Origin of the sequence: Chengkuizengella sediminis (assembly GCF_010078385.1) — a bacterium.
GTDB lineage: Bacteria > Bacillota > Bacilli > Paenibacillales > KCTC-33759 > Chengkuizengella > Chengkuizengella sediminis.
Genome location: NZ_SIJC01000010.1, coordinates 40,617 through 64,350 on the forward strand (window position 1 = coordinate 40,617; position 23,734 = coordinate 64,350).

The 23,734-nt window shown below is 35.3% G+C and carries 17 protein-coding genes; 3 read left to right on the forward strand and 14 right to left on the reverse strand.

From position 1 onward, the window contains the following. Positions 1 to 26: 26 nt before the first annotated feature. On the forward strand, positions 27 to 203 hold the full coding sequence (locus EPK97_RS21425) for a hypothetical protein (protein WP_170295559.1): 177 nt from the start codon (positions 27 to 29) through the stop codon (positions 201 to 203). A 29-nt stretch (positions 204 to 232) separates the two neighbouring features. Here the strand turns inward: EPK97_RS21425 and EPK97_RS17240 are convergent, their stop codons facing one another. After that, positions 233 to 712, reverse strand: a complete 480-nt coding sequence (locus EPK97_RS17240) for a hypothetical protein (protein WP_162037872.1) — start codon at positions 710 to 712, stop codon at positions 233 to 235. A gap of 155 nt (positions 713 to 867) precedes the next feature. On the opposite strand from EPK97_RS17240, the gene EPK97_RS22640 reads away from it, so the two are divergent. Together EPK97_RS22640 and EPK97_RS17245 are read left to right on the forward strand one after the other, a co-directional pair. After that, positions 868 to 951, forward strand: coding sequence for a putative holin-like toxin (locus EPK97_RS22640; RefSeq protein ID WP_420826807.1), 84 nt, complete (start codon positions 868 to 870; stop codon positions 949 to 951). Positions 952 to 1,354: 403 nt separating this feature from the next. Beyond that, entirely contained in the window at positions 1,355 to 1,933 is a 579-nt protein-coding gene (locus EPK97_RS17245; protein WP_162037873.1) for an NAD(P)H-dependent oxidoreductase, read from the forward strand. A 114-nt stretch (positions 1,934 to 2,047) separates the two neighbouring features. On the opposite strand, the gene EPK97_RS17250 is transcribed toward EPK97_RS17245, so the two are convergent. The 13 genes from EPK97_RS17250 to prfB form a co-directional block, all read right to left on the reverse strand. Further along, a complete protein-coding gene (locus EPK97_RS17250) occupies positions 2,048 to 2,296 on the reverse strand; it encodes a hypothetical protein (RefSeq protein WP_162037874.1) in 249 nt (82 codons plus the stop codon). Positions 2,297 to 2,310: 14 nt separating this feature from the next. Then, positions 2,311 to 9,309 (reverse strand): polymorphic toxin-type HINT domain-containing protein, encoded by a 6,999-nt coding sequence (locus tag EPK97_RS17255; RefSeq protein ID WP_162037875.1) that lies wholly within the window; start codon positions 9,307 to 9,309, stop codon positions 2,311 to 2,313. A 44-nt stretch (positions 9,310 to 9,353) separates the two neighbouring features. Continuing rightward, positions 9,354 to 10,640 (reverse strand): cohesin domain-containing protein, encoded by a 1,287-nt coding sequence (locus EPK97_RS17260; protein WP_162037876.1) that lies wholly within the window; start codon positions 10,638 to 10,640, stop codon positions 9,354 to 9,356. A 120-nt stretch (positions 10,641 to 10,760) separates the two neighbouring features. Further along, positions 10,761 to 12,950, reverse strand: a complete 2,190-nt coding sequence (locus EPK97_RS17265) for a Kelch repeat-containing protein (protein ID WP_162037877.1) — start codon at positions 12,948 to 12,950, stop codon at positions 10,761 to 10,763. A gap of 238 nt (positions 12,951 to 13,188) precedes the next feature. Beyond that, positions 13,189 to 14,601, reverse strand: coding sequence for an argininosuccinate lyase (gene argH, locus EPK97_RS17270; protein WP_162037878.1), 1,413 nt, complete (start codon positions 14,599 to 14,601; stop codon positions 13,189 to 13,191). A 12-nt stretch (positions 14,602 to 14,613) separates the two neighbouring features. Next, on the reverse strand, positions 14,614 to 15,810 hold the full coding sequence (locus EPK97_RS17275; RefSeq protein ID WP_162037879.1) for an argininosuccinate synthase: 1,197 nt from the start codon (positions 15,808 to 15,810) through the stop codon (positions 14,614 to 14,616). Between the two features lie 93 nt (positions 15,811 to 15,903). Next, a complete protein-coding gene (gene argF, locus EPK97_RS17280; RefSeq protein ID WP_162037880.1) occupies positions 15,904 to 16,857 on the reverse strand; it encodes an ornithine carbamoyltransferase in 954 nt (317 codons plus the stop codon). Beyond that, on the reverse strand, positions 16,854 to 18,050 hold the full coding sequence (locus tag EPK97_RS17285; RefSeq protein WP_162037881.1) for an acetylornithine transaminase: 1,197 nt from the start codon (positions 18,048 to 18,050) through the stop codon (positions 16,854 to 16,856). The genes argF and EPK97_RS17285 overlap by 4 nt, the downstream gene beginning before the upstream one ends. Before the next feature lie 243 nt (positions 18,051 to 18,293). Then, the gene (gene argB / locus EPK97_RS17290) at positions 18,294 to 19,094 is read right to left on the reverse strand and encodes an acetylglutamate kinase (RefSeq protein WP_240903866.1); all 801 of its coding nucleotides are present in this window, start codon (positions 19,092 to 19,094) and stop codon (positions 18,294 to 18,296) included. A 59-nt stretch (positions 19,095 to 19,153) separates the two neighbouring features. Further along, positions 19,154 to 20,383, reverse strand: a complete 1,230-nt coding sequence (gene argJ / locus EPK97_RS17295; protein WP_162037882.1) for a bifunctional glutamate N-acetyltransferase/amino-acid acetyltransferase ArgJ — start codon at positions 20,381 to 20,383, stop codon at positions 19,154 to 19,156. 16 nt (positions 20,384 to 20,399) lie between these two features. Further along, positions 20,400 to 21,449, reverse strand: a complete 1,050-nt coding sequence (gene argC, locus EPK97_RS17300; RefSeq protein ID WP_162037883.1) for an N-acetyl-gamma-glutamyl-phosphate reductase — start codon at positions 21,447 to 21,449, stop codon at positions 20,400 to 20,402. An 87-nt stretch (positions 21,450 to 21,536) separates the two neighbouring features. Beyond that, positions 21,537 to 22,433, reverse strand: coding sequence for a YitT family protein (locus EPK97_RS17305; protein ID WP_170295560.1), 897 nt, complete (start codon positions 22,431 to 22,433; stop codon positions 21,537 to 21,539). Positions 22,434 to 22,619: 186 nt separating this feature from the next. Then, a protein-coding gene (gene prfB / locus EPK97_RS17310) for a peptide chain release factor 2 (RefSeq protein WP_162037885.1) occupies positions 22,620 to 23,727 on the reverse strand; the annotation gives its coding sequence in 2 pieces (ribosomal slippage) (positions 22,620 to 23,654 and positions 23,656 to 23,727; 1,107 coding nt in all). Between the last annotated feature and the right edge of the window lie 7 nt (positions 23,728 to 23,734).

Here is a 23,734-nt window from a genome sequence, read left to right on the forward strand (position 1 = left end):
CATTATTATCATTAGGGGCTGGTTAAATGTTTTGGTTTTGGGTTATTGGATTTTTTATAGCGTTACTACTATTTGCTCTCCTTATCGATCTAAAACGTAAAAAGAATAATAATTTATATCAAAGAGGTATTAACCCACACAGTAAAGACGGAGAAAGCTCTAATTATGTTATGGGGCAAGATCGAGACAATAGTGGAGGTTAAATACCATTTGACAAAAATTTTTCTCATTTTCAGCTTAGAGTTTTTATTAACTCCCATGACATGCCTAAATATTTATATTTTATCTTTATCGTTTCAATCGGCTTATTATGTAAGATTCTAATTCCATAATCTGTAGGTTCATTTCTTTTTATTGCTTCATCAATATCATCTGTTTTAGGGTGTATTACATTTTCTTTAAAGTTGTTTACAAAAACGATATCATATTTGGGTTCATCTTTTAGTTGAACCATTTTTTCTGAGTAACTCATTCCTAACTCCACCGATTTAGTGACTTTATCTCCATTTACAAACACGTCTATAATTTCAACATTTCTTATCCCATCATTTTTTATATTTAATGTTACTTTTGTATTATCTATGTTTGAAGTAAGTCCATTTGAAGAGAGTGGGGGATGGTTGATGATATATACATATATCCCTATCACTAAAGCAAATAGAAACAATCCTGCGAAGATTAATATTTTATATGTTTTCATTTTTTGAATCATATCAAAACTCCTAAAACACTTTACTTTTGTCATAAATCACAAGAATTAATATAATAAATTCCTTCTAAGGAATAAAGTAGTATGATAGAAATAATACAATAGTTGGAAGGGTGGTAGGCTGATCCCTCATTTGTAACGTTAGGGGGTGATGTCCCATGACAGTATTCCAGGCTATTTCTCTAATGTTATCTTCGGGGTTATTAATTATAGCTTTATTGTCTGTTAAGAACATGAAATAGAACCGCCCCTCTCCAAGGTCGCGGTCCGTTTGTCTTAAAACCAAAGCCTACCGTTCTAATTTTAACGGCTATTGTATGAAACCGTATGGTGTTAGCAGCACCTGCGGTTTCTTTATTTATTATATGAATCCTGTTAAATATATTATACACTATATTGTTCGATAAAATCTATATACATAGATAGTATTTTAATCCGATATTCATGAGCTTTCCATCACATATATTTCCTCTGCATAATTTCAACTCTTTTACTACCTTTATTGGTGTATTCAAATACTTTACTTTTGTCATATGTCAAAATGACTTTTTCCATATTGTAACAAAAATTAGATGATTTTATAATAATCTTATGAAACGGATTGATCAATCCCAACGTAAATAAAATAGAAGGAGTGAAACAGAAATGAAAAAAATACTGATCATTAATGGGAATCCAAATGAAGATAGTTTCGGTGCTGCTCTTGGAAACGCTTATAAAACTGGGGCAATCAAAAAAGGAGCAGAAGTCAAAAAAATACGAGTGGCTGATTTGATATTTGATCCCATATATAAAGGATATACATACGATAGAAAAGACTTAGAAGATGATTTAATGAAAGCTCAGGATTTAATCACATGGGCCGATCATCTTGTCTTCATCTATCCTAATTGGTGGGGAACAATGCCAGCCCTATTAAAAGGGTTTATTGATAGAGTGTTTTTACCTGGATTTGCGTTTAAATACAAAGAAAATTCTGCAATGGTTGATCAATTATTAACTGAAAAAACGGCAAGGCTTATCGTAACTATGGATTCTCCTAAATGGTACTATACTTTATTTCAAGGAAAACCAGGGCATAATTCTATGAAAAAAAGTATTTTAAATTTTTGTGGCATTAAACCTGTTCGAATCACTTCTGTAGATCAGGTTAGGAAATCTACGGTTAAGAGAAAACGGAAATGGTTAAGTAAGATAGAGAAGTTGGGGTATCAGGTGTCTTAATCATTTTACACAAATAAATGAAATAGGTTAAGGAAGCAATGAATCACAACATCGTCAAACATCGCTTCCTCATTTAATTACTTTTAGTTGATATCATTTTGTTGTACTGCTTAGCTAATCATTCAATATATATTTCTCCCATCCCACTCTTTGAACTTCTTCAATTGACGGATCACTAACCTGATCTTTTTCAGAATACGTTCTAACATTTTTCAAATTAATTTTATCAGGTTTATCCCATTCAGACTCACATTCACTACACATAACATGTAGTCGGTTAGATTTTATAGTCTTCACAATTTCTACCCATCCCTGTGAACATATAGGACACCATGCAACTTTAAACTGATAATAATTATGCAATTCTTTACTCCCCTTTATTCACCTACTGAAGGAAAACCTGTAATAATTTTATTTGTATCCTTTTGAGTAATAATAGTTATGTAATCAAGGTTTTGCCCCTGCGAAGCATAGCCTCCTGCATGTCCAGCGTTTGGATAAGGAATATGATAAATATCCACGTTCCCCTCAGTAATTGGTGTTACATTCCCCTTATTATTCCATGCATTGTTTATTACATCTGTAGGATTTCCATAAAAAACTCCATGTTCTTTTTTCTGTAGGTTATTTGTACCATGTTTTTCAACATGTTCTCCCCTTGTCTCACCTTTTTTACTAGTAATGCTCCAATCTAGTCCCTCAGTATACTGCTTCCAATATTGATCATTCCCATTTCCTTCTGGACTACAATTATGAACCCAAATCCCAAGGTTAGAAACAAAGTAAGAATGATAATCTTCTACATCAAAATTATACACTGTAGTGGTACGTTGTTCTATTTCTATTTTATCTATTATTTTAATTGAACCATCAGTACTTACAAGATAATCACCCACTTGTAAATCTTTAACCAACGTCCAACCTTCACCATCAAGCCAGAAAGGATGTTCAGCTGTTACTTCGATGATTTCATTTTCAATATAAAGAGAATAGATTTCATCGGCCTCTCTTTGGAAGAGTCCTACAACTTCCTTATATCCCATTTCACCTGTTACATCATCTTTGGCTAGAACTTTATCCCCTACTTGTATCTCTTCTATCGGTTTTTCCCCATCTTCAGTAAGAACCTTTGTTCCAGCTGTAAAACAGTTCATAATGCAGTCAATATCAATATTGCTATCTGTATCATTATTACTTCCCTTATCATCACTCACTTTTTTGGCAAGTGATCCTGCATCAGAAACATTCTCTATTTTCTTAAAAGGATTTACAAAATCAAAAGCAATATATCCAATTAATTGGGCATTATCGTCAAAGTTATTTTCGTAGAACTGATTTTCTAGATCTTCCAAACTTTCAATTGCTCCAATATAGACTTCATCCGGGTTTTCAATTGCATACTGAATATTGTCTTTCGTTTCAAACGGGTGGAATGCCATATAAACCAAACCTTCAAGGGAGTCCCATGCAGCATCTGACGCTCCTTCTGTAAAGTTATCTGGTATTTGAATAATATCCACTGTTACATTCCAAACTTTTCCAACATCATCCTTCCAATACCCCGTAGGATCAATATATCTCAATGGGTTGTTCGAAACATACACATATAAGTTCAATCCATCTCCACGGAAGATATCTTCTTGTGTAAATCGTCCTATTTGTGGATTGTAGTATCTGGCTCTTAAATAGTATTGATCTGTAATCGAATCAAATTGTTCCCCTGCATAAAGGAAACGGTTTGTTACTTGTTCTATGGCGTTGGTTGTATTTCCAAACGCATCATATTCATATGCATTAAGTATTTCTCCTGTTCCATCTACGATGCTAATCACATCACCATGGCCATTTTGCAAATAATACCCGACGTTATCCTTCTGATCTTGCTGTGCTAAGATGTTATAGCCACGTAGGGTTCTGTTCATTATTTCTCCCACGTTATTTTGCTCAAGAATCACTTGTCCAAAATGTTCTGTGAATTCAGAACGGATTCCATTTTCACTGATTGCATGACGCCAACCTTGTGCATTGTAATCATAGTCCATCCACGTTCCATCTGGCTTGAAGGATTGGATTAGTTGGTTATATCCATCATACGTATACGTTTTTTCTTGTTCACCTGTGATTTCTTTTAACAAGTTTCCATTTGGATCGTAGGTAAACGTAGTTTGTGTGCCATTGAGAACTTGTTCTAACAGACGATTGTTTGGATCATAACCGTAAGTGGTTGTGTCTGCTCCCTTGATTTTTTCTATACGGTTTCCTATAGCATCATAGGTATAGGTTTCTAATTCGTTATTGCTGAATACGGTATGCAACTGATTTAACTTATCGTACGTGTAATCTGTTGATTCTCCGTTTTTTGTCTCACTTAACAGATTTCCATTCACATCATAGGTATACACATATTGTGATATGATCTCATTTTGAGTATTTTTGTGCGTTAAACCTAAGATGTTTAAATCCTTGTCATAGGTATAATCGGATTGTATTCCCGTTGAATACTGTGTGTTTGCAACCGTACTATCCTTATTATAGTTATAGGTTGCTAATAGTTCTTCTCCATCAAATACGTTTTGAATTCGATTGTGATCATCATAGGAATACCGAGTCCAATCTCCGCTAGCATCCACGAATCCAACAATGTTTCCATTCTGATCATATTCGTATGTCAGGATTTGTTGGCCATTTCTCCACTCTGATGCTAAATAACCATTTGCAGTATAGCGATATTCATTGACTCCATAGTCATTAATCGCTGCTAATATACTTCCGTCCTTATTATAAAGGAACTTTTCTAAACTGTTTTCGTCACCTTCAATCGAACGAGAAATCAGCTGATGATCACGATTATAAACATAAGCTATCGTTTGATTGTTACGATTTACTTCTGTACGTAGACGACCTCCTAAATCATATACATAATTCATTGTCTGACCTAATGGGTCTGTGATCGATCTCAGTAAATGAAATTGGTTGTATTCATAATTCGTTGTATTTCCATTCCCATCAGTAGATGAAACTAGATTTCCAGCTAAATCATACTTAAATTGAGATGTATGTCCTTCTGCATCCGTGACGGTTAAAGGGTTACCCCAAATATCTCGTACGTAGGTTGTTGTGTGGTTTAAACCATCTGAATAAGTAAGTACGTGATTTAATGCGTTATATGTGTAATTGCTATTGGTTACACCTGCATTTTTTGTTTCAGGCGTGGTTAATGTCAACAAACGATTTCCAATATCATACGTATATTCCAACCCATGTCTTAAGTCATCGCTATCTGCTGAATCATATCCATTAGCATCGATCACTTTTATGAGGTTACCATTTACATCGTAACTATTTTTCTGAATGACATTTCCTAAAACATCGGTAATCATATTCAACCGGTTTAAACTATCGTAACTGTAGGTAACACCTGCATTCGAATTAGATTGTTCAGGGAGCACTTCTTTGGTAACATTTCCAACTTCATCATATTCAAGTTTCGTTCTTCCATTTTCTCTATCTATTACTTCTATTAAACGATTGTAAGTATCATAGACGTAAGTTGTAACATGGCCGTTAGGGTCAATTTCTTTGATCAAATTCCCTGCCTTATCATATTCATATTGAATCGTACGGGTTACTGTTGCAGTTTCCATCTTATAAACGCTTGATGTTTGTTTTTCAGCAAAATAAGTTCGTGAAAGATCTTGCATGACATTCGTTTTGTCTGCAAACAACCAATCTTTAATATAATCTAAATCAGGTACGTCAATAAGACTATTCCCGTTGATGTCATATTTTTCTTCATATTCAGGTTGGTTGATTTGGACTTGATCTAACAATGCCGTAAAGGTAAAATCGTTTGTTTCTACTAGGCTGTTATCGTTCATGTCCGGTATACTTGCTTCTGCAGCCTGTCCAATCACTTCCGTAAACTGATAACTCGTTCCTTCTCCATCCACATAAGTGGAAGTTGGAGAAATCGTAACATAACCTGTCCCTAATGTATTTTCTTTTACTCGGAATACCATAGAACCCAGTATGTTTTCTTCAGTATAATTTGCATTTTCGGCTTGAAAATGTATTTTTCCTAACGTATCACTATTCACACTCGTATTTTCTTCTACGGAGCCCATCTCTACTAATTCCAATATACGAGTATCGTATGCTACATCTATTGAGTATGAAGAGATCTCACCATCAGGTTGTAGTTTTAGCTTGTATTCATAAGTTTGTTCAGGATATACTATTTTTCTACCATCAATAATGGCTTTTGTACTTAATACATCAATTTGATCTTCTTGTACTTCTTGTCTTTGTTCTACTAATCGATTGGCCTCATCGTAAATGTATTCCGTCACATATCCTTCTGGAGAGGTAACTTTGATGAGATTTCCATTGCCGTCATACTCTCTGGTCGTTTGGGATTTAATAAATTCAGAACCACCATGGATGACATCCTCTGCATCAATTTCATTCCATATATGAATTAACCTGCCTACTGCATTATATTCATACCCCTTTATTCCCCATTGCTGATCATCCATTTTAACTCTTTCTAAAACCGTACGACCAAAAGCATCATACTGAAACTCCATATGAGCACCAGCTGAATCCACTACTGATGTTACTTTACCATTCCCATCATACGTATATTGGATCTCATGCCATGAAGTTGGCTCACTATCTTCTGTGACATATTCTGTTGATTTCTTTTCTTTTTCAATACGACCTAATTTGTCATATTCATAGGTTGTAATACGATATAGTACGGTGTCTCCTTCTTGTTTTAAAGGAACTCTTTGCTCTAATAGCCATCCCGTTAAATTGTATGTATAGAGGGTTCCATAACGGGAACTATCATCATTCCCACTTAAATACCCTTTTGCATCAATGATTTTCGTTACAAAATTATTTTTATCATACACATAACGCTTGATTACATTTCCTTCAGGATCTCTCTCTTCAATCAAACGATTCATTTCATCGTAAAAATATTGCATCCCTTTTCCATCATCCGATTGTTCATCAAAATGATTCGCATCGATCATTTTTATTATATTACCGACACCATCATATACAATGCTTGACTGCTGACCGGACGGATATGTCACATGAGTGATTTGCTTCTTATCATTATATTTGTAGCTAATTCCAGCACCATCACCCGTGGCTGCATTATATTCATTAGGATTAATATCTTTACTTTTATTTCCATCGACATCATACTTCATTGCAATGACGTTATCCAATGGGTCGATGACTTGAATCGGATTGTCTAGAGCATCATACTCAAATGAAGTTCCTATTCCATCATCCGTATTTTCATCATACTGTTCTGGAAGAATCGTTTTGATCAAATTTCCTCGCACATCATATTTCATACGAGTGATATGACCTTCAGCGTCTGTTATTTTTTCTATTTTATTGTTGTCATTATATTCAAAGCTTATCGTACCATCGACATTGGTAGATGTTTGAATACGCCCTACTTCATCATACACATAACTTACCGTATTCTGTTCCCGATCAATAGCTTCTATTGGCTGATTGCTAGTCCCATATGTATAGGTTTGAACGTTACCTTCAGCATCGGTGATTGTTTCTAGTCTTCCAGATAAATCATAGATGTAACTTGTGATTGCTTGATTAGTTTCATCTATTTGTTTCGTTGTTTTTATTAAATTATGGTTATTATCATAATCAAAAGAAGTTTGTTGGCCATTAGGTCTAGTGACGGATACTAGATTATCAAATGCATCATATTCATAAATGTTTTGAAATGAAAATGGACTCGGAGAAGTACTTAATATTAAATTTCCTCTTTGATCATATTCATATTGTTTACTATTCCCATTTCGATCTCTGACAGAAATACGATTTCCCCATTCGTCATATCCATACTGCTCATAAGTTTCATCATCAAAACTCTTTTTCGTGATATACAATCTCTCATTGTATGCATAACTTATACTACGACCCGTCGCTTGAACGGTATAAGTGTTTATTGAGTTAGCATCATCATATTCATACGTAATGATATTTTGATCTGCATCTAACTGACGAATGACACGTCCAAATGGATCATATTCGTTTGTAATAAAAGTGTTCCCATTTTCGTCTGTTATTGACGTTAAACCGTGTGGGTTGTATGTATAGGTTGTTGTCCCTCCACCTATACCTTTCACTTGTCTAAGTTCGTCATTTACATACGTATATTCAATCGTTCTTCCTATCGCATCTGTAACCGAATCAATTCGTTCATTTACAATGTTGATCGAAAGATGATTTCCACTCGCTCCAATCACTTTACTCAGTTGATTAGATGCATCATATTCCAGTGTGACAATATTGTCATTACGGTCACGAATGGCAATTAATTTACCTTCCAAATCATAAATATATGTAGTTTTATTAGACTGCCATGTCAATTCGTACGCATCTGTATTTTTTATTAGAGTATCAAAAATAGTTTGAGGTGCGATATATAACCCTGTTTCCTCATCCAGCATAAAATATCCCTTACGACCATCAGGATACGTAATGGTAACATTATCTATAGAATCTACTTCTAAGAAACTTTCATAACTAAACTTCCATGACTTTCCTAGTAAACCACTTTCTTGGTCTAATGAATTATAGAATCTATTGACTTCTAGAGCTAAACCAAGATCAGGAATCGTTAAATCTGATGCGGAAGCGTAGTAGTTACCTGTGACAATATTAACAGGCTCATTTACACCTTCTGAATTCACAGGTTCGCCTAGATTTTGTAAAATAATATCATCGTGATAGGATCTGCCCTTATATTCACCAGTGTAATAGTATACATAATATGAATATGTAATTGTTTTCGTTAGTGTACCTCTGTATTGTGCAGTACAAGTTTTTTTCGTTTTGTACGATCCATCTGAATTTGTAATTGTTTGTGTAGAAGTACAAGGAGTAGGTTCTACCCTTGGAATGCTTCCTGAATATCCATCTTCATTAATAGTATAGCTACTTCCAACGTTTGATGTGCCAGCTGAATAATGAGTACTCGTATGGTTACCTTCCGTATCATAAAAGTTAGTAATTGTATTGGATCTACTTTTGTTAAATGTCTTACTTTCAGTCGTAGTATCATACTCCGTTTCTCTGTCTTCATCGATACCTACTAATTCAAGAACACCACTATAACCCCCATTAGAAACTTCTCTTTTCTCTTCAAAGTTATTGCTTGTTTTTGTTTCTGTAACACTTTGTTCTAATGACTCATCTATATCTATGACTTTAGCTATACTATCTTCGGTATAAAATAATTGTCCTATGAAAATCAGAGTCATGATGATCAAAAAGGTATGATTATTTTTCGTTGTTACATATTTTCTATTTAAAAAGTGTTTCAATGTTGAGTCCCCCTATTGTATCCATGTTCCAAATAAGGCATGGTCTATCTCTCACGAATCAGCTCTTTAATTATTAGAGGTTGTGCTGGCTCTATTTCAATAAATTCACCTTGAGATGTGACGAGTATAACCTCTGACATACTTAATGCTGCTTGATTCAATAATAATGTACCGTCAATTTGAAAATAGTTTATTTCCCCATCTTTACCGACCTGATTCCCTAGATTGGATACAAGAACTTTAATCTTACCTGAACCTTCATTTATTTCATAAGAAAGGTAACTCAACTCTTCTAAATTAAATAGATTTTTTACTGTGTTATCATCTATCTTTATTAATTTTGGATCATAATTTAATTCAAATTGAGCAGTGTAGATATCCTGCAAAGCATTGCCTTTCAAAATAATATTCAATTCTCGATCTTGTGTTGTATCAAAAACCCAATTTTCATTAGAAAAAGCTAAAGCTGGTTCGTTGTTCCAATTGATATACGATTTAACTTCCGACCACTCACTTATCATTATCTCATTAATTGCTCTAACACGATAATAATGCTGATTATTTAAAGTCAAGACTTCATGTACATAATTTTCATTTTCCACTTCAATAATATCTCCTCCATCAATTTCGATTTCATAACTAGTAGCATGAGGTACCTCATCCCATGAAATATCAATGGAAGTATCTGAAGAGCTAAATCGAAATCTTTTTGGAGGTCCTAAATATTCTTTTACTTCAAACAACAAAATATCACCATAATATATATTTTCAACTTTATTAGTATATGGTCCTAGATTGTATGATTTACTAAATGTATAATTAGTTGGACCAATACCTGAATAGATATCGTTATACCACCTGATAAAATCTTTTATTTCACCAATACTTACATCGTATTCTTTTTTCCTCCCATCGATCATTGTGATCACAAGAAAAGCCCTATTATTATTGTATGTTCCTTCAAGTGATGCAGAAATTTCAGTAGAGGAAGCTATTTCATTACCTTCTTTTATGGCAACAATTTCATAATAATAGACAATACTATCTACTAATGATGAATCAGTATATGAATTATGTTTAATAGATTCTACTATATTTATAAATGATCCTTCTGATATTACAGATCTCTTTATAATGTAATAATCAGCTTCTTCCACAGTATCCCAATTAAGATAAATTTGTGATTCATCCGTTTCAACTGTTAAGTTTATAGATATTAAATCAGTAGTTTCTTCCAAAGCATAAACACGTATACTATAAAAAGAAAAAAATAATGTAATGAGTAAGCATATTTTAAATGAAAGCCTTAAGTTTTTTATTATAACGATCATATGTTACTCTCCTTCATTTTTTTGCAAATATAAAATCCATTTAAAATAAGGTTTAGTTGTCAATTGGATAAAAGAGCCTCAATTCGAGGCCCTTTAAAATTATTCATATTAATTAATTGACTACTGTAGTTGTGTGTATTCACTAATTTCAAATGTCATGATTTTATCTAAAATGATATAATCTGTTCTACTAACAAACGGTCCAACGTTATAATTTTTATCAAACGTATATAACGGTGATGCTGTACCTGAAGCACTATTTCCATACCAAACTATAAAGTCTTGTATCTCAGCCATACTTAAATCGTATTCTTTTTCTTGCCCGTTTACAAAAGTAATGTAAAGTATTCCTCGAGCATTAAGATTTGGTGCTTCAGGTATAACTAAAACTTCATTAGAATTCTCGCTTTCAACAGTTTCATCGACAGTTACAACTACATAGTAATATGGTGTCCCGTTTATCAGATTTCCATCTATATAAGAAGTAGAGGTTATATTTTCTGCAATTGTAAAATATGGTCCTCCTGAAGTTGTTGACCTTTTTATTGTATAACTTTCCACACCTTCAATAGCTTCCCATGATAGATAAACTCTGCTATCTTCAGCTCTAGCCGTTAAGTTTGCGAGACTCGTCCCAGATGAACCTGGAGTTGCTGAGGCTTCATTAGAGTTTCCTATTTCTTCAAGATTATTTACTGATAAAATAACATAATAATAAGTCACGCCATTCTCAACTGTGAGATCTAGATATGAGGTCTCGGTTATATTTTCTGCAATCACATTATAAGGACCTTCAGAGGTTAATGATCTTTTCACAATATAATTAGTAGCGTTCTCCACAGCTGACCATGTTAAGTTCACTTCTGCGTCTCCTGCCATTAAAATTAAGTTTGAACTAGTTGTAGGTAACTTGGGAGTTGCAGCCGCTTCTATGGAATTTTCACTTTCAATATCTACATTTACTGAAGAAACTACATAATAATAAGTCACATCATTCTCAACCGTTACATCTATATACGATGTTTCAGTTACATTCTCAGCAATAATTTCATATGGTCCTCCAGAGGTGAAAGCTCTTTTCACAATATAACTATCTGTATTCTCTACTTCATTCCATGTTAGACTAACTTGTGAATCATTTGATGAAGCTATTAAATTTATTGGCATGTTAGGAATAGAAATTGGAGTATAAACCTCTACACTGTTTAAAAGGTTATTATTACTATCTACTCCTCCAAAAACAAATATTTTTCCATCTATAACCTGAGATTCAAAATAAATTCTTCCAGTATTAATATTAGAAACGTACTTCCAAGTATTTGTTGACGGATCATACTCCTCTACGCTGTTTAAAGTACCTACTTGGTCTTGTCCACTAATAGCATATATTTTTCCATTCATTACTTCTGTTTTAAAATATCTTCTTTCTCTTTCCATGTTTGCTACATTTGTCCAAGTATTTGTTTCAGGGTTATATACTTCTACACTAGATAACGGGAGATTCTCTGTACCACCAGCTTGATCACCTCTACCACCTATAGCATATATTTTCCCATCAATCACTTCTGTACTAAAATAACTCCTTGTAGCTTCCATACTTTCAAGTTCAGTCCATGTATTGGTTTCAGGATCATATACTTCTACATTTGCTAACGGATAATATCCGCTCCCCCTGTTCGTATCAAGACCGTACCCACCAATCACATATATTTTTCCATCAATAATTTCTGTTTGAAAAAAAGTTCTTGCATAGTTCATACTGGCCAGTTGATTCCATCTATCAGAAATATAATCATAGACTTCTACCGAGCTTGAATAATTAGTTCCATCATGGCCTCCAATTGCATAAATTTGATTATTTAAAACTACAGCTTGATGTCCCTGCCTTTGATAATTTAGATCTAATAATTGTGTCCATATATCAGTTTCAGGGTCATATACTTCTACTTTTGATAGATATCTATCAGTACCAGATAATAAATTATTTAATCCACCTATAGCATATATTTTCCCATTCATTATAACAGTTTGGTGATTGTATCTTAAAGTATGCATACTAGCAACCTCAGTCCATACATTTGTTTCAGAATCATAGACTTCTACATTGGCTATAGCTGCTGCATTATATCCTCCTACAGAATATATTTTCCCATCTAATACTTCTATCTGAGAATATTTTTTTGAAAAATTCATACTTCCCACTTCTGTCCAAGTATTTTCTTCTGCATACACTTTTACACTTGAAAACACAAATAATAAAACAATGACTAATGCGATTAATCTACTACTTTTTTCATGTCTGATTAACATATATTCCACTCCTTCAGTTAGTTAAGAATACAATAATTCGACATAATTCACCAAAATCCTCCAATATAAAAATGAAAAAGTAACAATAGTTCAAAATACCTATAAATTATTTTTTATAAAAAAACACATCACATAATTAAATCTATAGTATTAAAGTGTTATATCTTTTTTTCAACAAAAAACCTCTTTAAAGTAAAAATACTTTAGAGAGGTTTCTGTATAATGGATTTTTATTATTTTAGTTCTTCTCCATATACTGCTCAACCCATTGCTCAGTTTCCTGTATCACTTCTTCCGCTCGGGTGATCGCTTCTAGAACTTGATTAGAAGCTGTACCCCCGTACACGTTTCTAGCATTAACAACTTGTTCAGGTTGGAGTGTTTCGTATATATCCTTTTCAAACAAGCTAGAAAATTGTTTGAATTCTTCAAGTTCTAAATCTAACAAATACTTTTTGTTTTGAATGCAGTACAGTACGGTTTTTCCGATCACTTCATGTGCTTGACGGAATGGTAGACCTTTGTTTACTAGGTAATCTGCAATGTCTGTTGCATTGGAAAAGTCCTCATTTACCGCTTGTCTCATTTGCTCTTTTTTCACACTCATTGTTTCGATCATTGGGGCAAACAACTGTAAAGCACCTTGCAATGTGTTTACGGTATCAAACATACCTTCTTTATCTTCTTGCATGTCTTTGTTATAAGCTAGTGGAAGTGATTTTAACAATGTCAATAATCCTATAAGATGTCCGTATACACGTCCTGTTTTGCCACGTACAAGCTCTGCAACATCTGGATTTTTCTTCTGTGGCATAATACTGCTTCCTGTACAAAAAGCATCATCTAATTCCACAAAATTAAATTCATTGCTAGACCATAATACCAACTCTTCACACAAACGAGATAGATGCATCATAATCATAGACGCATTTGATAGAAACTCAATAATAAAATCCCGATCACTCACTGCATCTAAACTATTATCATATATTCTTTCAAAACCTAATTCCTCTGCTACGAACTGCCGATCAATAGGGAATGTAGTTCCTGCTAATGCCCCAGCACCTAGAGGTAAAGTATTAATTCTCTTAAAACTATCCTGTAATCTTTCAATATCCCTTTGAAACATAGAGACATAAGCCATCATATGATGAGCAAACAGAATCGGTTGAGCACGTTGAAGATGTGTATACCCAGGTAAAATCGTTTCGGTATGTTGTTTTGCTTGTCCAATCAATGCTTGTTGTAATTTATTTAATAGATCTACAAATTCATTCACTCTCTTACGTAAATATAAGTGCATATCTGTAGCAACTTGATCATTCCGACTGCGGCCTGTATGTAATTTCCCTCCCACAGAACCGATTTCCTCAATTAGCAGTTTTTCGATATTCATGTGAATATCTTCATCCGCAACGGAAAACTCGACTTCCCCACGACGAATTTTGCCCAGTACAGCATGTAATCCCTCTCTAATTTTATCTACATCTTCATAAGGGATGATCCCGCATTTTCCTAACATCTGTACATGAGCCAAACTACCTTGAATATCTTCCTCTGCTAATACTTGGTCAAATGAGATCGATGCAGTATACTCTTCCACTAATTGGTCTGTTTTTTTTGTAAAACGTCCACCCCAAAGTTTTGACACGTGAACCCACTCCTACTTTTTATTCACCTTCGCCTGAACCTTTGTAGGCAATCCAAATAGCTCGATAAAACCTACTGCCGAATTATGATCAAATTTGTCGTCTGAATTATAGGTTGCTAATTCTAGGTCATACAATGACTTCTCTGATTTACGCCCAACAACCGTTGCATGTCCTTTAAACAGTTTAATGCGTACAATACCTGATACATTTTTTTGTGTTTCTTCGATGAAAGCCATCAATGCTTTACGAATCGGTGAGAACCATAAAGCTTCATAGATAACCTGTGATAATTTATGTTCAATCATCGGTTTAAATTGGGCAACTTCACGTGGCAGTGTTAAAAACTCCAGTTCTTTATGTGCATTCATGATCACGACAGCACCTGGTGTTTCATATATTTCACGAGATTTGATACCCACTAAACGATTTTCCACATGGTCAATTCTTCCGATCCCATGACGTCCTGCCATTTCATTTAGTTCTAAAATCAATTCATATAATGGTTTTTGCACTCCATTGATCGCAACTGGAACCCCTTGCTCAAAAGTTAATTCAAGCTCTTCTGGTTTATCCAATGCTTTTTCCAATGGAACGGTCATATCATAGGCACCTTCTGGTGGTTCAGCCCAAGGATCCTCTAGTATACCACATTCGTTGGCACGTCCCCATAAGTTCTGATCCACACTGTAGGGATTATCTAAGTCTACTGGAATAGGAATATCATGTTTTTGAGCATATAAAATCTCTTCGTCTCTAGAAAGTCCCCACTCACGTACAGGTGCAATCACTTTTAAATCTGGATTTAAAGCAGCGATAGATACTTCAAATCGAACTTGGTCATTCCCTTTTCCAGTACAGCCATGTGCTACCGCAACTGCTCCTGTTTCTTCAGCAAACTCTACTAAGATTTGAGATATTAAAGGACGTGATAGTGCTGATACTAAAGGGTACTTCCCTTCATACATTGCATTTGCTTTAATGACAGGCAGTACAAATTCGTCAGCAAAACGCTCTCTAGCATCTACGACATAAGATTCGATCGCCCCTACTTTAAACGCTTTTTCACGAACAAAATCTAAATTTTTGCCTTCCCCTACATCGAGCGCAACTGCTACGACATCATAATTATATTTTTCCTGAATCCATTTAATGGCTACGGAAGTATCTAAACCTCCAGAGTAAGCCAATACAATTTTCTCTTTACTCATGTTTCTCTCTCCTCGGTATACGTGTATGTCCTTATTCCTTCCACTTGCACACACCGCAAAAGTCACTCACAAGGACAAATCACTTAAATAGCCTTACAAAATTGAAGCCATAATTGCTTTTTGTGCGTGTAAACGATTTTCAGCTTGATCAAATACGATTGAATGTTTTCCGTCCATGATGTCTCCTGTTACTTCTTCTCCACGATGTGCTGGAAGGCAGTGCATAAATAAATAGTCGGATTTGGCATATTGAGCTAGATGATCATTTACTTGAAAATCCTTAAAAGCTTTTACTCTTTCACCTTGCTCTTCTTCAAATCCCATGCTTGCCCACACATCTGTATAAATTACATCTGCTTCTTCCACTGCTAGTTTCGGATCGTTATGAACCTCAATTTTTGCACCAGTAGCTAATCCATTCTCCTGAGATAATTTTATGACTTCACTGTCTGGTTCATACCCAAAAGGTGTAGCTACAGATATATTCATTCCTACTTTAGCAGCTCCCATCATTAACGAATGAACCATATTATTGCCATCTCCGATATAAGCGATTTTTAAACCACTTAAATTCCCCTTTTGCTCAACAATGGTTTGCAAATCAGCTAAAACTTGACAAGGGTGTGATAAATCAGTTAAACCATTAATCACAGGTACGGTGGATCCTCTAGCTAAATCAACTAGTTTACGATGTTCAAAAGTACGAAGCATAATTCCATCCAAATACCCTGACATCACACGTCCTGTATCCCAGATGCTCTCACCACGACCGATCTGTAAATCATTTTTACTTAAAAATAAAGCTGTTCCCCCTAATTGATACATTCCCACTTCAAAAGAAACTCTAGTACGAGTAGATGATTTTTCAAAAATTAACCCTAACGTTTTTCCTTTTAGTGGTTGAAATAACTTTCCTGCTTTTTGTGTTTTTTTCAATTTGATAGCAAAATCAATTAAATATTGAATTTCCTCTGTTGAATAATCAATAAGAGCTAAAAAGTCTCTTCCTTTTAAATTAAAGATCAAATCTTTCTCTAATACACTCATTGTACCGTCTCCTCCCATGCAGTTTGATGTTGCTCTAGTTTCGTACAGATGACATTAATAGCTTTTTGTAAGTCTTCTTTCTCCACGAGTAAATTTGGTAACAATCGAATGACATTCGGACCCGCTCCTACAACTAACAATCCTGCATCATGAGCTTCTTTTATAATTTCTGCCACAGGATGGACGCATTCAATTCCAATCATCAGTCCTTTGCCTCGAACTTCTTTTACAATCGGATTATCCTTTAATCGGTCTGTTAATTGACCCATCATCCATTCCCCTAGCTCCAACGCTCTTTCGGCTAAATATAATTCTGTCATTGTTTCAATGGTTGCTATAGCCGCCGATGTTATCACTGGATTACCACCAAAAGTAGTTGCATGACTTCCTGGAGTAAAAGCTTCTGTTAATTTTTCCTTACCTAACATCGCTCCAATAGGAAGACCACTTCCTAGCCCTTTTGCTACGCTAATAATGTCTGGTTCAATTCCGTAATGTTCATACGCAAACCACTTCCCTGTACGTCCCAAGCCTGTTTGGATTTCATCAACGATCAATAATAAATCATGTTTTTTACATAAATCAGAAATTTCCTTTACGAAGGTGGCATCCGCTGGTATTACTCCACCTTCTCCTTGAACCATTTCCAGCATCACAGCACAAGTTTTTTCACTTATATGTTTCTCTACATCAGCACTATCGTTATATTCTGCATAAACAAATCCTTCTGGTAAAGGTAAAAAACCATCTTGAACTTTCTCCTGTCCTGTTGCAGTTAGTGTTGCTAATGTTCTACCATGGAAAGATTGTTTAAAAGTAATAATTTCGTATTTATCTTCGCCTAAAATCTTTTGTTTATATCTTCTAGCAAGTTTAATAGCTGCTTCATTCGCTTCCGCTCCGCTATTACAGAAAAACACAGCGTCAGCACAGCTTATATTTGTTAATAGAGAGGCTAGTTTTTCTTGATTCGAAATGGTAAAAAGATTGGATACATGCCACAGCTGATCCAGCTGTTCTTTCACTTTTTCTTTAACAGACTCAGGTGCATGCCCTAAGTTTGTCACTGCAAGACCACTCATCATGTCAAGGTATTCGTTGCCTTGGTCATCCCATAATCGACTCCCCTCCCCCTTAACAAATGTAATTGGAAATCTTGCGTAGGTTGGAAATAGACAGCTTTTTTCACTCATTCGTTATCACCTCTTTATTAAAGTTTAAAAAATTTGGATGTATTTCAGTTACAAGTGCTTTGCTCTTATTCGTTCCACTTGCACAAGTTAATGTACCTCTACTAAAGGCAACCACGTCCATGTGGCAACGTAGACATCAGCACTTCCTGTGCTAGTCAAGTCAGTCGCAAAAGTATACTACTAGTGTGGAGTGTATAATTAGTCACTCACAGTAGAAAAAAATAATTTTTTAAGATAATACAGTTACTTAGAAATCCTAGTACCAATGTTTTCTCCCTTAATCACTTTGGTGAGTACGTTAGGTTCGGAACCGTCAACGATAAGGACTTCTTGTACGTCTCCTTGGATACATTTCATAGCGGCTCTAACTTTTGGGATCATACCTCCAAAGATTTCACCAGAGTGAATCATCTCTTCAATTTCATTTGTTGTTACGCTAGGTAGCACTTCTTTTTGATGGTTCACTTGTTTCAAGATGCCCGGAACATCTGTGACTACGATCATTTTTTGGACTCCTATATGAGAAGCTACTGCTCCCGCAGCTGTATCTGCATTCACGTTGTATCTTTGTCCGTTTCGATCTATTCCAATCGGGGCTATGACGGGGATATAACCTGTGTTGATTAAGCTTTGGATAAGTTCTGCATTTACTTGTTTAATTTCCCCGACGTAACCAATTTCGTCTCCATTGTGCACGGGTTCCGCTTCTAGCAGGTTTCCATCCACACCAGAAAGACCTAAAGTGTTAGCACCATTCATTTGAATTTGTCGAACGATTTCTTTGTTCATTTTTCCTGAAAGGACCATTTCAACAACGTCTAATACTTCGTTTGTTGTTTTTCGCAGTCCATTGATAAATTCTGTTTCAATATTTAGTTTAGCTAGTGTGTTTGAGATCGCTGGCCCTCCACCATGGACTATCACGGGTGAAAATCCTTCGTCTTGAAGGTTTTTTAACTCTTGGAAAAAGGTTTCAGGCAGTCCTGCCAACGTACTACCTCCACATTTAAGCACAAAACTTTTGGGATTCATGATACACCTCATGATGCACCTCCTTTATGATCTAGTAAGCTATAAAATATTCCCTCACTTTTAGGGGTCATTTAGGTTCGATAGGAAGCATTAATTCGTACATATTCATAAGTCAGATCACATCCCCAGCCTTTTGCACACCCATTCGAGATATTCAGATTGACATGAATGTGGATTTCATTTGCTTTCTTCAAGTAAAATTCAGCCTGATGTTCATCAAATGTAATCGGCGTTGATTGTTCCATCATCCTAATTTCACCAAGTCGGATATCAATAGTATCTGGATTAACTGGAATATCTGCTCTACCTACTGCTGCAATAATCCTTCCCCAATTGGCATCAGCACCAAAAATCGCGGATTTCACTAAGCTAGAACCTATGATTGTTTTCACTGCTTTTCTAGCATCTTTATCTGTTTCTGCTCCCACTACTTCAACCTCTACTAATTTAGTAGCTCCTTCACCATCTCTAGCAATTTCTTTTGCTAAAAATTCGGACACATATTGAAAAGCGGCTTTAAAAACGGACCAATCTGAATGACTTTGATCTAAGAAGTCATTATTCGCTAACCCACTTGCCATGACCATCACGGTGTCATTCGTGCTTGTATCTCCATCTACTGTAATCATATTAAAGCTTAGATCTGTCATTTCATTTAATAAAAACTGAAGCTGAGTACTTTGTATGTTTGCATCTGTAGTAATAAATCCAAGCATCGTTGCCATGTTCGGATGAATCATACCTGAACCTTTAGCTGCTCCACTGATGTATACCGGTTTTCCGTTAATTTCTACTTCTACACATACACTTTTCTCTGTTAAATCTGTTGTTAAAATGGATTGGCCGAAATCTCTACCACCTTCAGTACTCACGTTGGAGGGTAAACTCCTGATTCCATCCAACACTTTATCCATTGACAAACATTCTCCTATAACACCAGTGGATGAAACGGCAACATAGTGCTCTGGAAGTCCTAACACATTTGCTGTTTCAGTTCTCATCGTAAGTGCATCTAATTCCCCTTGTTTGCCTGTGCAGGCATTGGCATTCCCACTATTCACAACAATGGCTTGTAGTTTGCCCTCTTTCTGTAAACTGTTTTTAGTAACTCCTAAGGGTGCTGCTTGAATTTTATTTAATGTATATACAGCTGCTGCTTCAGCTGGGACTTCACAAACGATTGAACCTATATCATATCGCTTAGATCTTTTTATTCCACAATGTAGTCCACACGCTTTAAAACCTTTTGGGGTCGTAATAGAACCGTCTCGTATGATTTTAAATGTCTGTTCAGAAATCATCAGTCTCTTCACCTCATTATGGGTACACTGGTATCATTTCCAATCCAGTAGTTTCGTCCCATCCCATCATTAAATTCAAATTTTGTATCGCTTGACCAGCAGCACCTTTAACAACATTGTCTATGACTGAAATCATCGTTAGTCTGCCAGTACGTTCATCGATTGAAAAACCAATATCACAATAATTTGATCCAGCTACTTCTTTCGTAGATGGCCAATTCCCTTTATTTCGAATTCGCACAAAAGGTCGACCTTTATAGTACGCTCGATATTGATCTATCAATTGTTGTTCGTCACAAGGTTCTACTAAATTTGCATACATCGTGCACATGATTCCGCGAGTCATCGGAATTAAGTGGGTAGTAAATGTGATGGTAGTTTGTTCTCCCACAAACCTACTTAATGTCTGTTCTATTTCAGGAATATGTTGGTGTTGATTCACTTTATAAGGTTTTAAATTTTCATTTAACTCCGCATAATGTACAGATAATCCTAATTTTCTTCCTGCACCTGAAGCGCCTGACTTAGCGTCGATAATTATGGATTTGGGGTCAATCTTTTTCATAGACAAAACAGGAATTAGTCCTAAACTAGCAGCTGTTGGATAACAACCTGGATTAGAAAGAAGCTCAGCTGTTCGAATGTCCTCTGCAAATAGTTCAGATAAACCATACACGGCTTGCTTTAAATGAGATGTTAAAGGTGGTTTGTGATGATACCACCTCTCATATATTTCTCCCGATTTTAATCGGTAGTCTCCTGATAAATCAATGACTTTGAGTCCTGCTTCTAGTAGATCAGGAATTAACGCCGAGCTAACCCCTGAAGGTGTTGCTGTAAAAACAACGTCCGATTTCTTTTGGATTAAACCTATATCTACATGATCTAAATCCAGTTCCATCACTTGATTTAAATGAGGGAATTGGGCAGCTATCGATTCCCCTGCACTGGAGGAAGAGATGACCGAAGTAATATCTACATATGGATGGTTGATTAAAAAACGAATCAGCTCAACACCACCATAACCTGTTGAACCAATGATCGCCGCTCTAATTGGATTGTTCATCCGTGTTTCCCCCGTCTATTTATTCAAAGATATGTATTATTATACATTCATGGTTATAAAAATTCAATGGTCTTTTTTTTCTAAATTTTAACTCGTAAATTTAAATCCTTGCCCCAATACCTCGTTCGTATCACTCAGGATAATAAACGCATTAGGGTCAATTGTTTTGACAAGTGTTTTAAGTTTTGTGACTTCTGTTTGTCCAACCACGACCATAAATACGATTTTTTCTTCTTCTGTGTATCCACCGTACCCTGAAAGCTTTGTTAAACCACGATCTAACTCTTGTATAATCGCTTCTTGTACGGCTTCCGTTTCGTTCGTTATAATGTATGCAACTTTAGAATATGATAATCCAATTTGTACCGCATTAATCGTTTTGCTAGTGACAAATAACCCGATTAAGGCATACATCGCGTTTTCCGGGGAAATCACAATTCCTGCCGTTAAAATAACTAATCCATCTAAAACAGCAAGGGATAATCCCAAGCTTAACCCTGTATATTTATGTATGATTTGAGCGACTAGATCCATTCCACCTGTAGAACCACGACCGCGAAAAACGATACCTAATCCTAGACCTAAACCAACTCCACCAAAAATGGTGGCTAATAATAAATTATTTGTTGGAGGTGTTAAATCGTTTGTAAGTAAAATAAATAGCGGTGTAATAACTGATCCAATTGCTGTTTTTACACCAAACTTCTTTCCTACTAAAATCACACCTGCTATAAATAAAGGAATATTAATAATCCATTGTGTTATCGCGGGTTCCCAGTTAAATAAAGAATCTAAAATAGTGGATACCCCAACAACTCCACCTGTAGCTATTTCATTCGGATTTAGTAACAAGTTAAAGCTGAAAGCAACAATAAAAGTACCAATAAACAATTGAAGATATTCTACGATATGATAGGCTGGAGTTCCGTATTGAATTAATGGTTGTTTTCTACGTGAACGTTTCGTTTGTGTTTTGTTTTGCATTTGAAAGTATTTCTCCTTTAATAATATACCCACAATAATGAGATAATGATTTAAAAATTTACTTTTCATTTATTTATAAGGGCATGCCCTTATTATAAGTATAAGAGCCCTCTCTTATTACACAAAAAAAACACCCTACATATATAGATATGCAGGATATCTTTCTATTATCTGGTGATGTTTTCGTTAGTCTTGATCTATTTGTTTTCTTAAATACCCATCAATAAATGAATCAAGTTCTCCGTCCATCACCGCGTCAGTATTCCCTGTTTCCACACTTGTACGATGATCTTTCACCATACTGTATGGATGAAACACATAAGAGCGAATTTGACTGCCCCAACCAATTTCCTGTTGTTCCCCACGTATTTCTGCAAGTGCCTGCTGTTGTTCTTCAATTTTCTTCTCATATAACTTAGATCTTAACATTTTCATGGCTTGCTCTCTATTTTTAATTTGTGAACGTTCATTTTGACAAGTCACGACGACTCCTGAAGGAATATGAGTGATCCTTACAGCGGAATCCGTTGTATTAATATGCTGTCCACCTGCACCACTAGCTCGGTACGTATCTATTTTAAGATCCTCAGTATTGATTTCAACTTCTACCTCATCATCAATTTCTGGTACAACATCACAGGATACAAATGATGTGTGCCTGCGACCAGACGAATCAAAGGGCGAAATTCGAACTAATCGATGGACACCTTTTTCTGCTTTTAAATATCCATATGCATTATGTCCTTTAATTAATAAAGTAACACTTTTCACTCCTGCTTCATCACCAGGTAAATAATCAATAGTATCTACTTTAAAATCTTTTTTATCTGCCCATCTACGATACATCCGTAGCAGCATTTCCGCCCAATCCTGAGACTCTGTACCACCTGCCCCTGGATGAAGCTCTAAATATGCATTGAATTTATCATAAGGTTCATTTAATAATAATTGCAATTCATAACTTTCAAGTTTTTGTTGAAGCTGTTTTATGCTTTCTACAATGTCACTTACTAAGCTTTCATCATTTTCTTCTTCAGCAAGCTCCAACATCAACATAGTATCCTCAGATTCGGTCGCTAGACCTTCAAACTGCTCAACTACAGATTTAATTGCATTTACCTCTGAGATGACTTTTTGTGCTTTGTTCTGATCATCCCAAAAATCAGGGGCTGACATTTTTTCTTCATAATTGGCAATCTGCTCTTGTTTTAGATCTAAGTCAAAGAGACCCCCGTAATTGTGTAATTCGGTTTGCGATTTCTCGCATGTCTTGTTTTACTTCAGGTTCTATCATCATAAAA

Excerpts from the sequence above, each read along its gene's own strand:
- EPK97_RS17275 (WP_162037879.1), bottom strand. The coding sequence starts at position 15,810 with ATGAGTAAAGAGAAAATTGTATTGGCTTACTCTGGAGGTTTAGATACT.
- EPK97_RS21425 (WP_170295559.1), top strand. The coding sequence starts at position 27 with ATGTTTTGGTTTTGGGTTATTGGATTTTTTATAGCGTTACTACTATTT.
- EPK97_RS17285 (WP_162037881.1), bottom strand. The coding sequence starts at position 18,050 with ATGAGTGAAAAAAGCTGTCTATTTCCAACCTACGCAAGATTTCCAATT.
- argJ (WP_162037882.1), bottom strand. The coding sequence starts at position 20,383 with ATGATTTCTGAACAGACATTTAAAATCATACGAGACGGTTCTATTACG.
- argF (WP_162037880.1), bottom strand. The coding sequence starts at position 16,857 with ATGAGTGTATTAGAGAAAGATTTGATCTTTAATTTAAAAGGAAGAGAC.
- EPK97_RS17245 (WP_162037873.1), top strand. The coding sequence starts at position 1,355 with ATGAAAAAAATACTGATCATTAATGGGAATCCAAATGAAGATAGTTTC.
- EPK97_RS17305 (WP_170295560.1), bottom strand. The coding sequence starts at position 22,433 with ATGCAAAACAAAACACAAACGAAACGTTCACGTAGAAAACAACCATTA.
- EPK97_RS17240 (WP_162037872.1), bottom strand. The coding sequence starts at position 712 with ATGATTCAAAAAATGAAAACATATAAAATATTAATCTTCGCAGGATTG.
- argB (WP_240903866.1), bottom strand. The coding sequence starts at position 19,094 with ATGAGGTGTATCATGAATCCCAAAAGTTTTGTGCTTAAATGTGGAGGT.
- argC (WP_162037883.1), bottom strand. The coding sequence starts at position 21,449 with ATGAACAATCCAATTAGAGCGGCGATCATTGGTTCAACAGGTTATGGT.
- EPK97_RS22640 (WP_420826807.1), top strand. The coding sequence starts at position 868 with ATGACAGTATTCCAGGCTATTTCTCTAATGTTATCTTCGGGGTTATTA.
- EPK97_RS17265 (WP_162037877.1), bottom strand. The coding sequence starts at position 12,950 with ATGTTAATCAGACATGAAAAAAGTAGTAGATTAATCGCATTAGTCATT.
- EPK97_RS17260 (WP_162037876.1), bottom strand. The coding sequence starts at position 10,640 with ATGATCGTTATAATAAAAAACTTAAGGCTTTCATTTAAAATATGCTTA.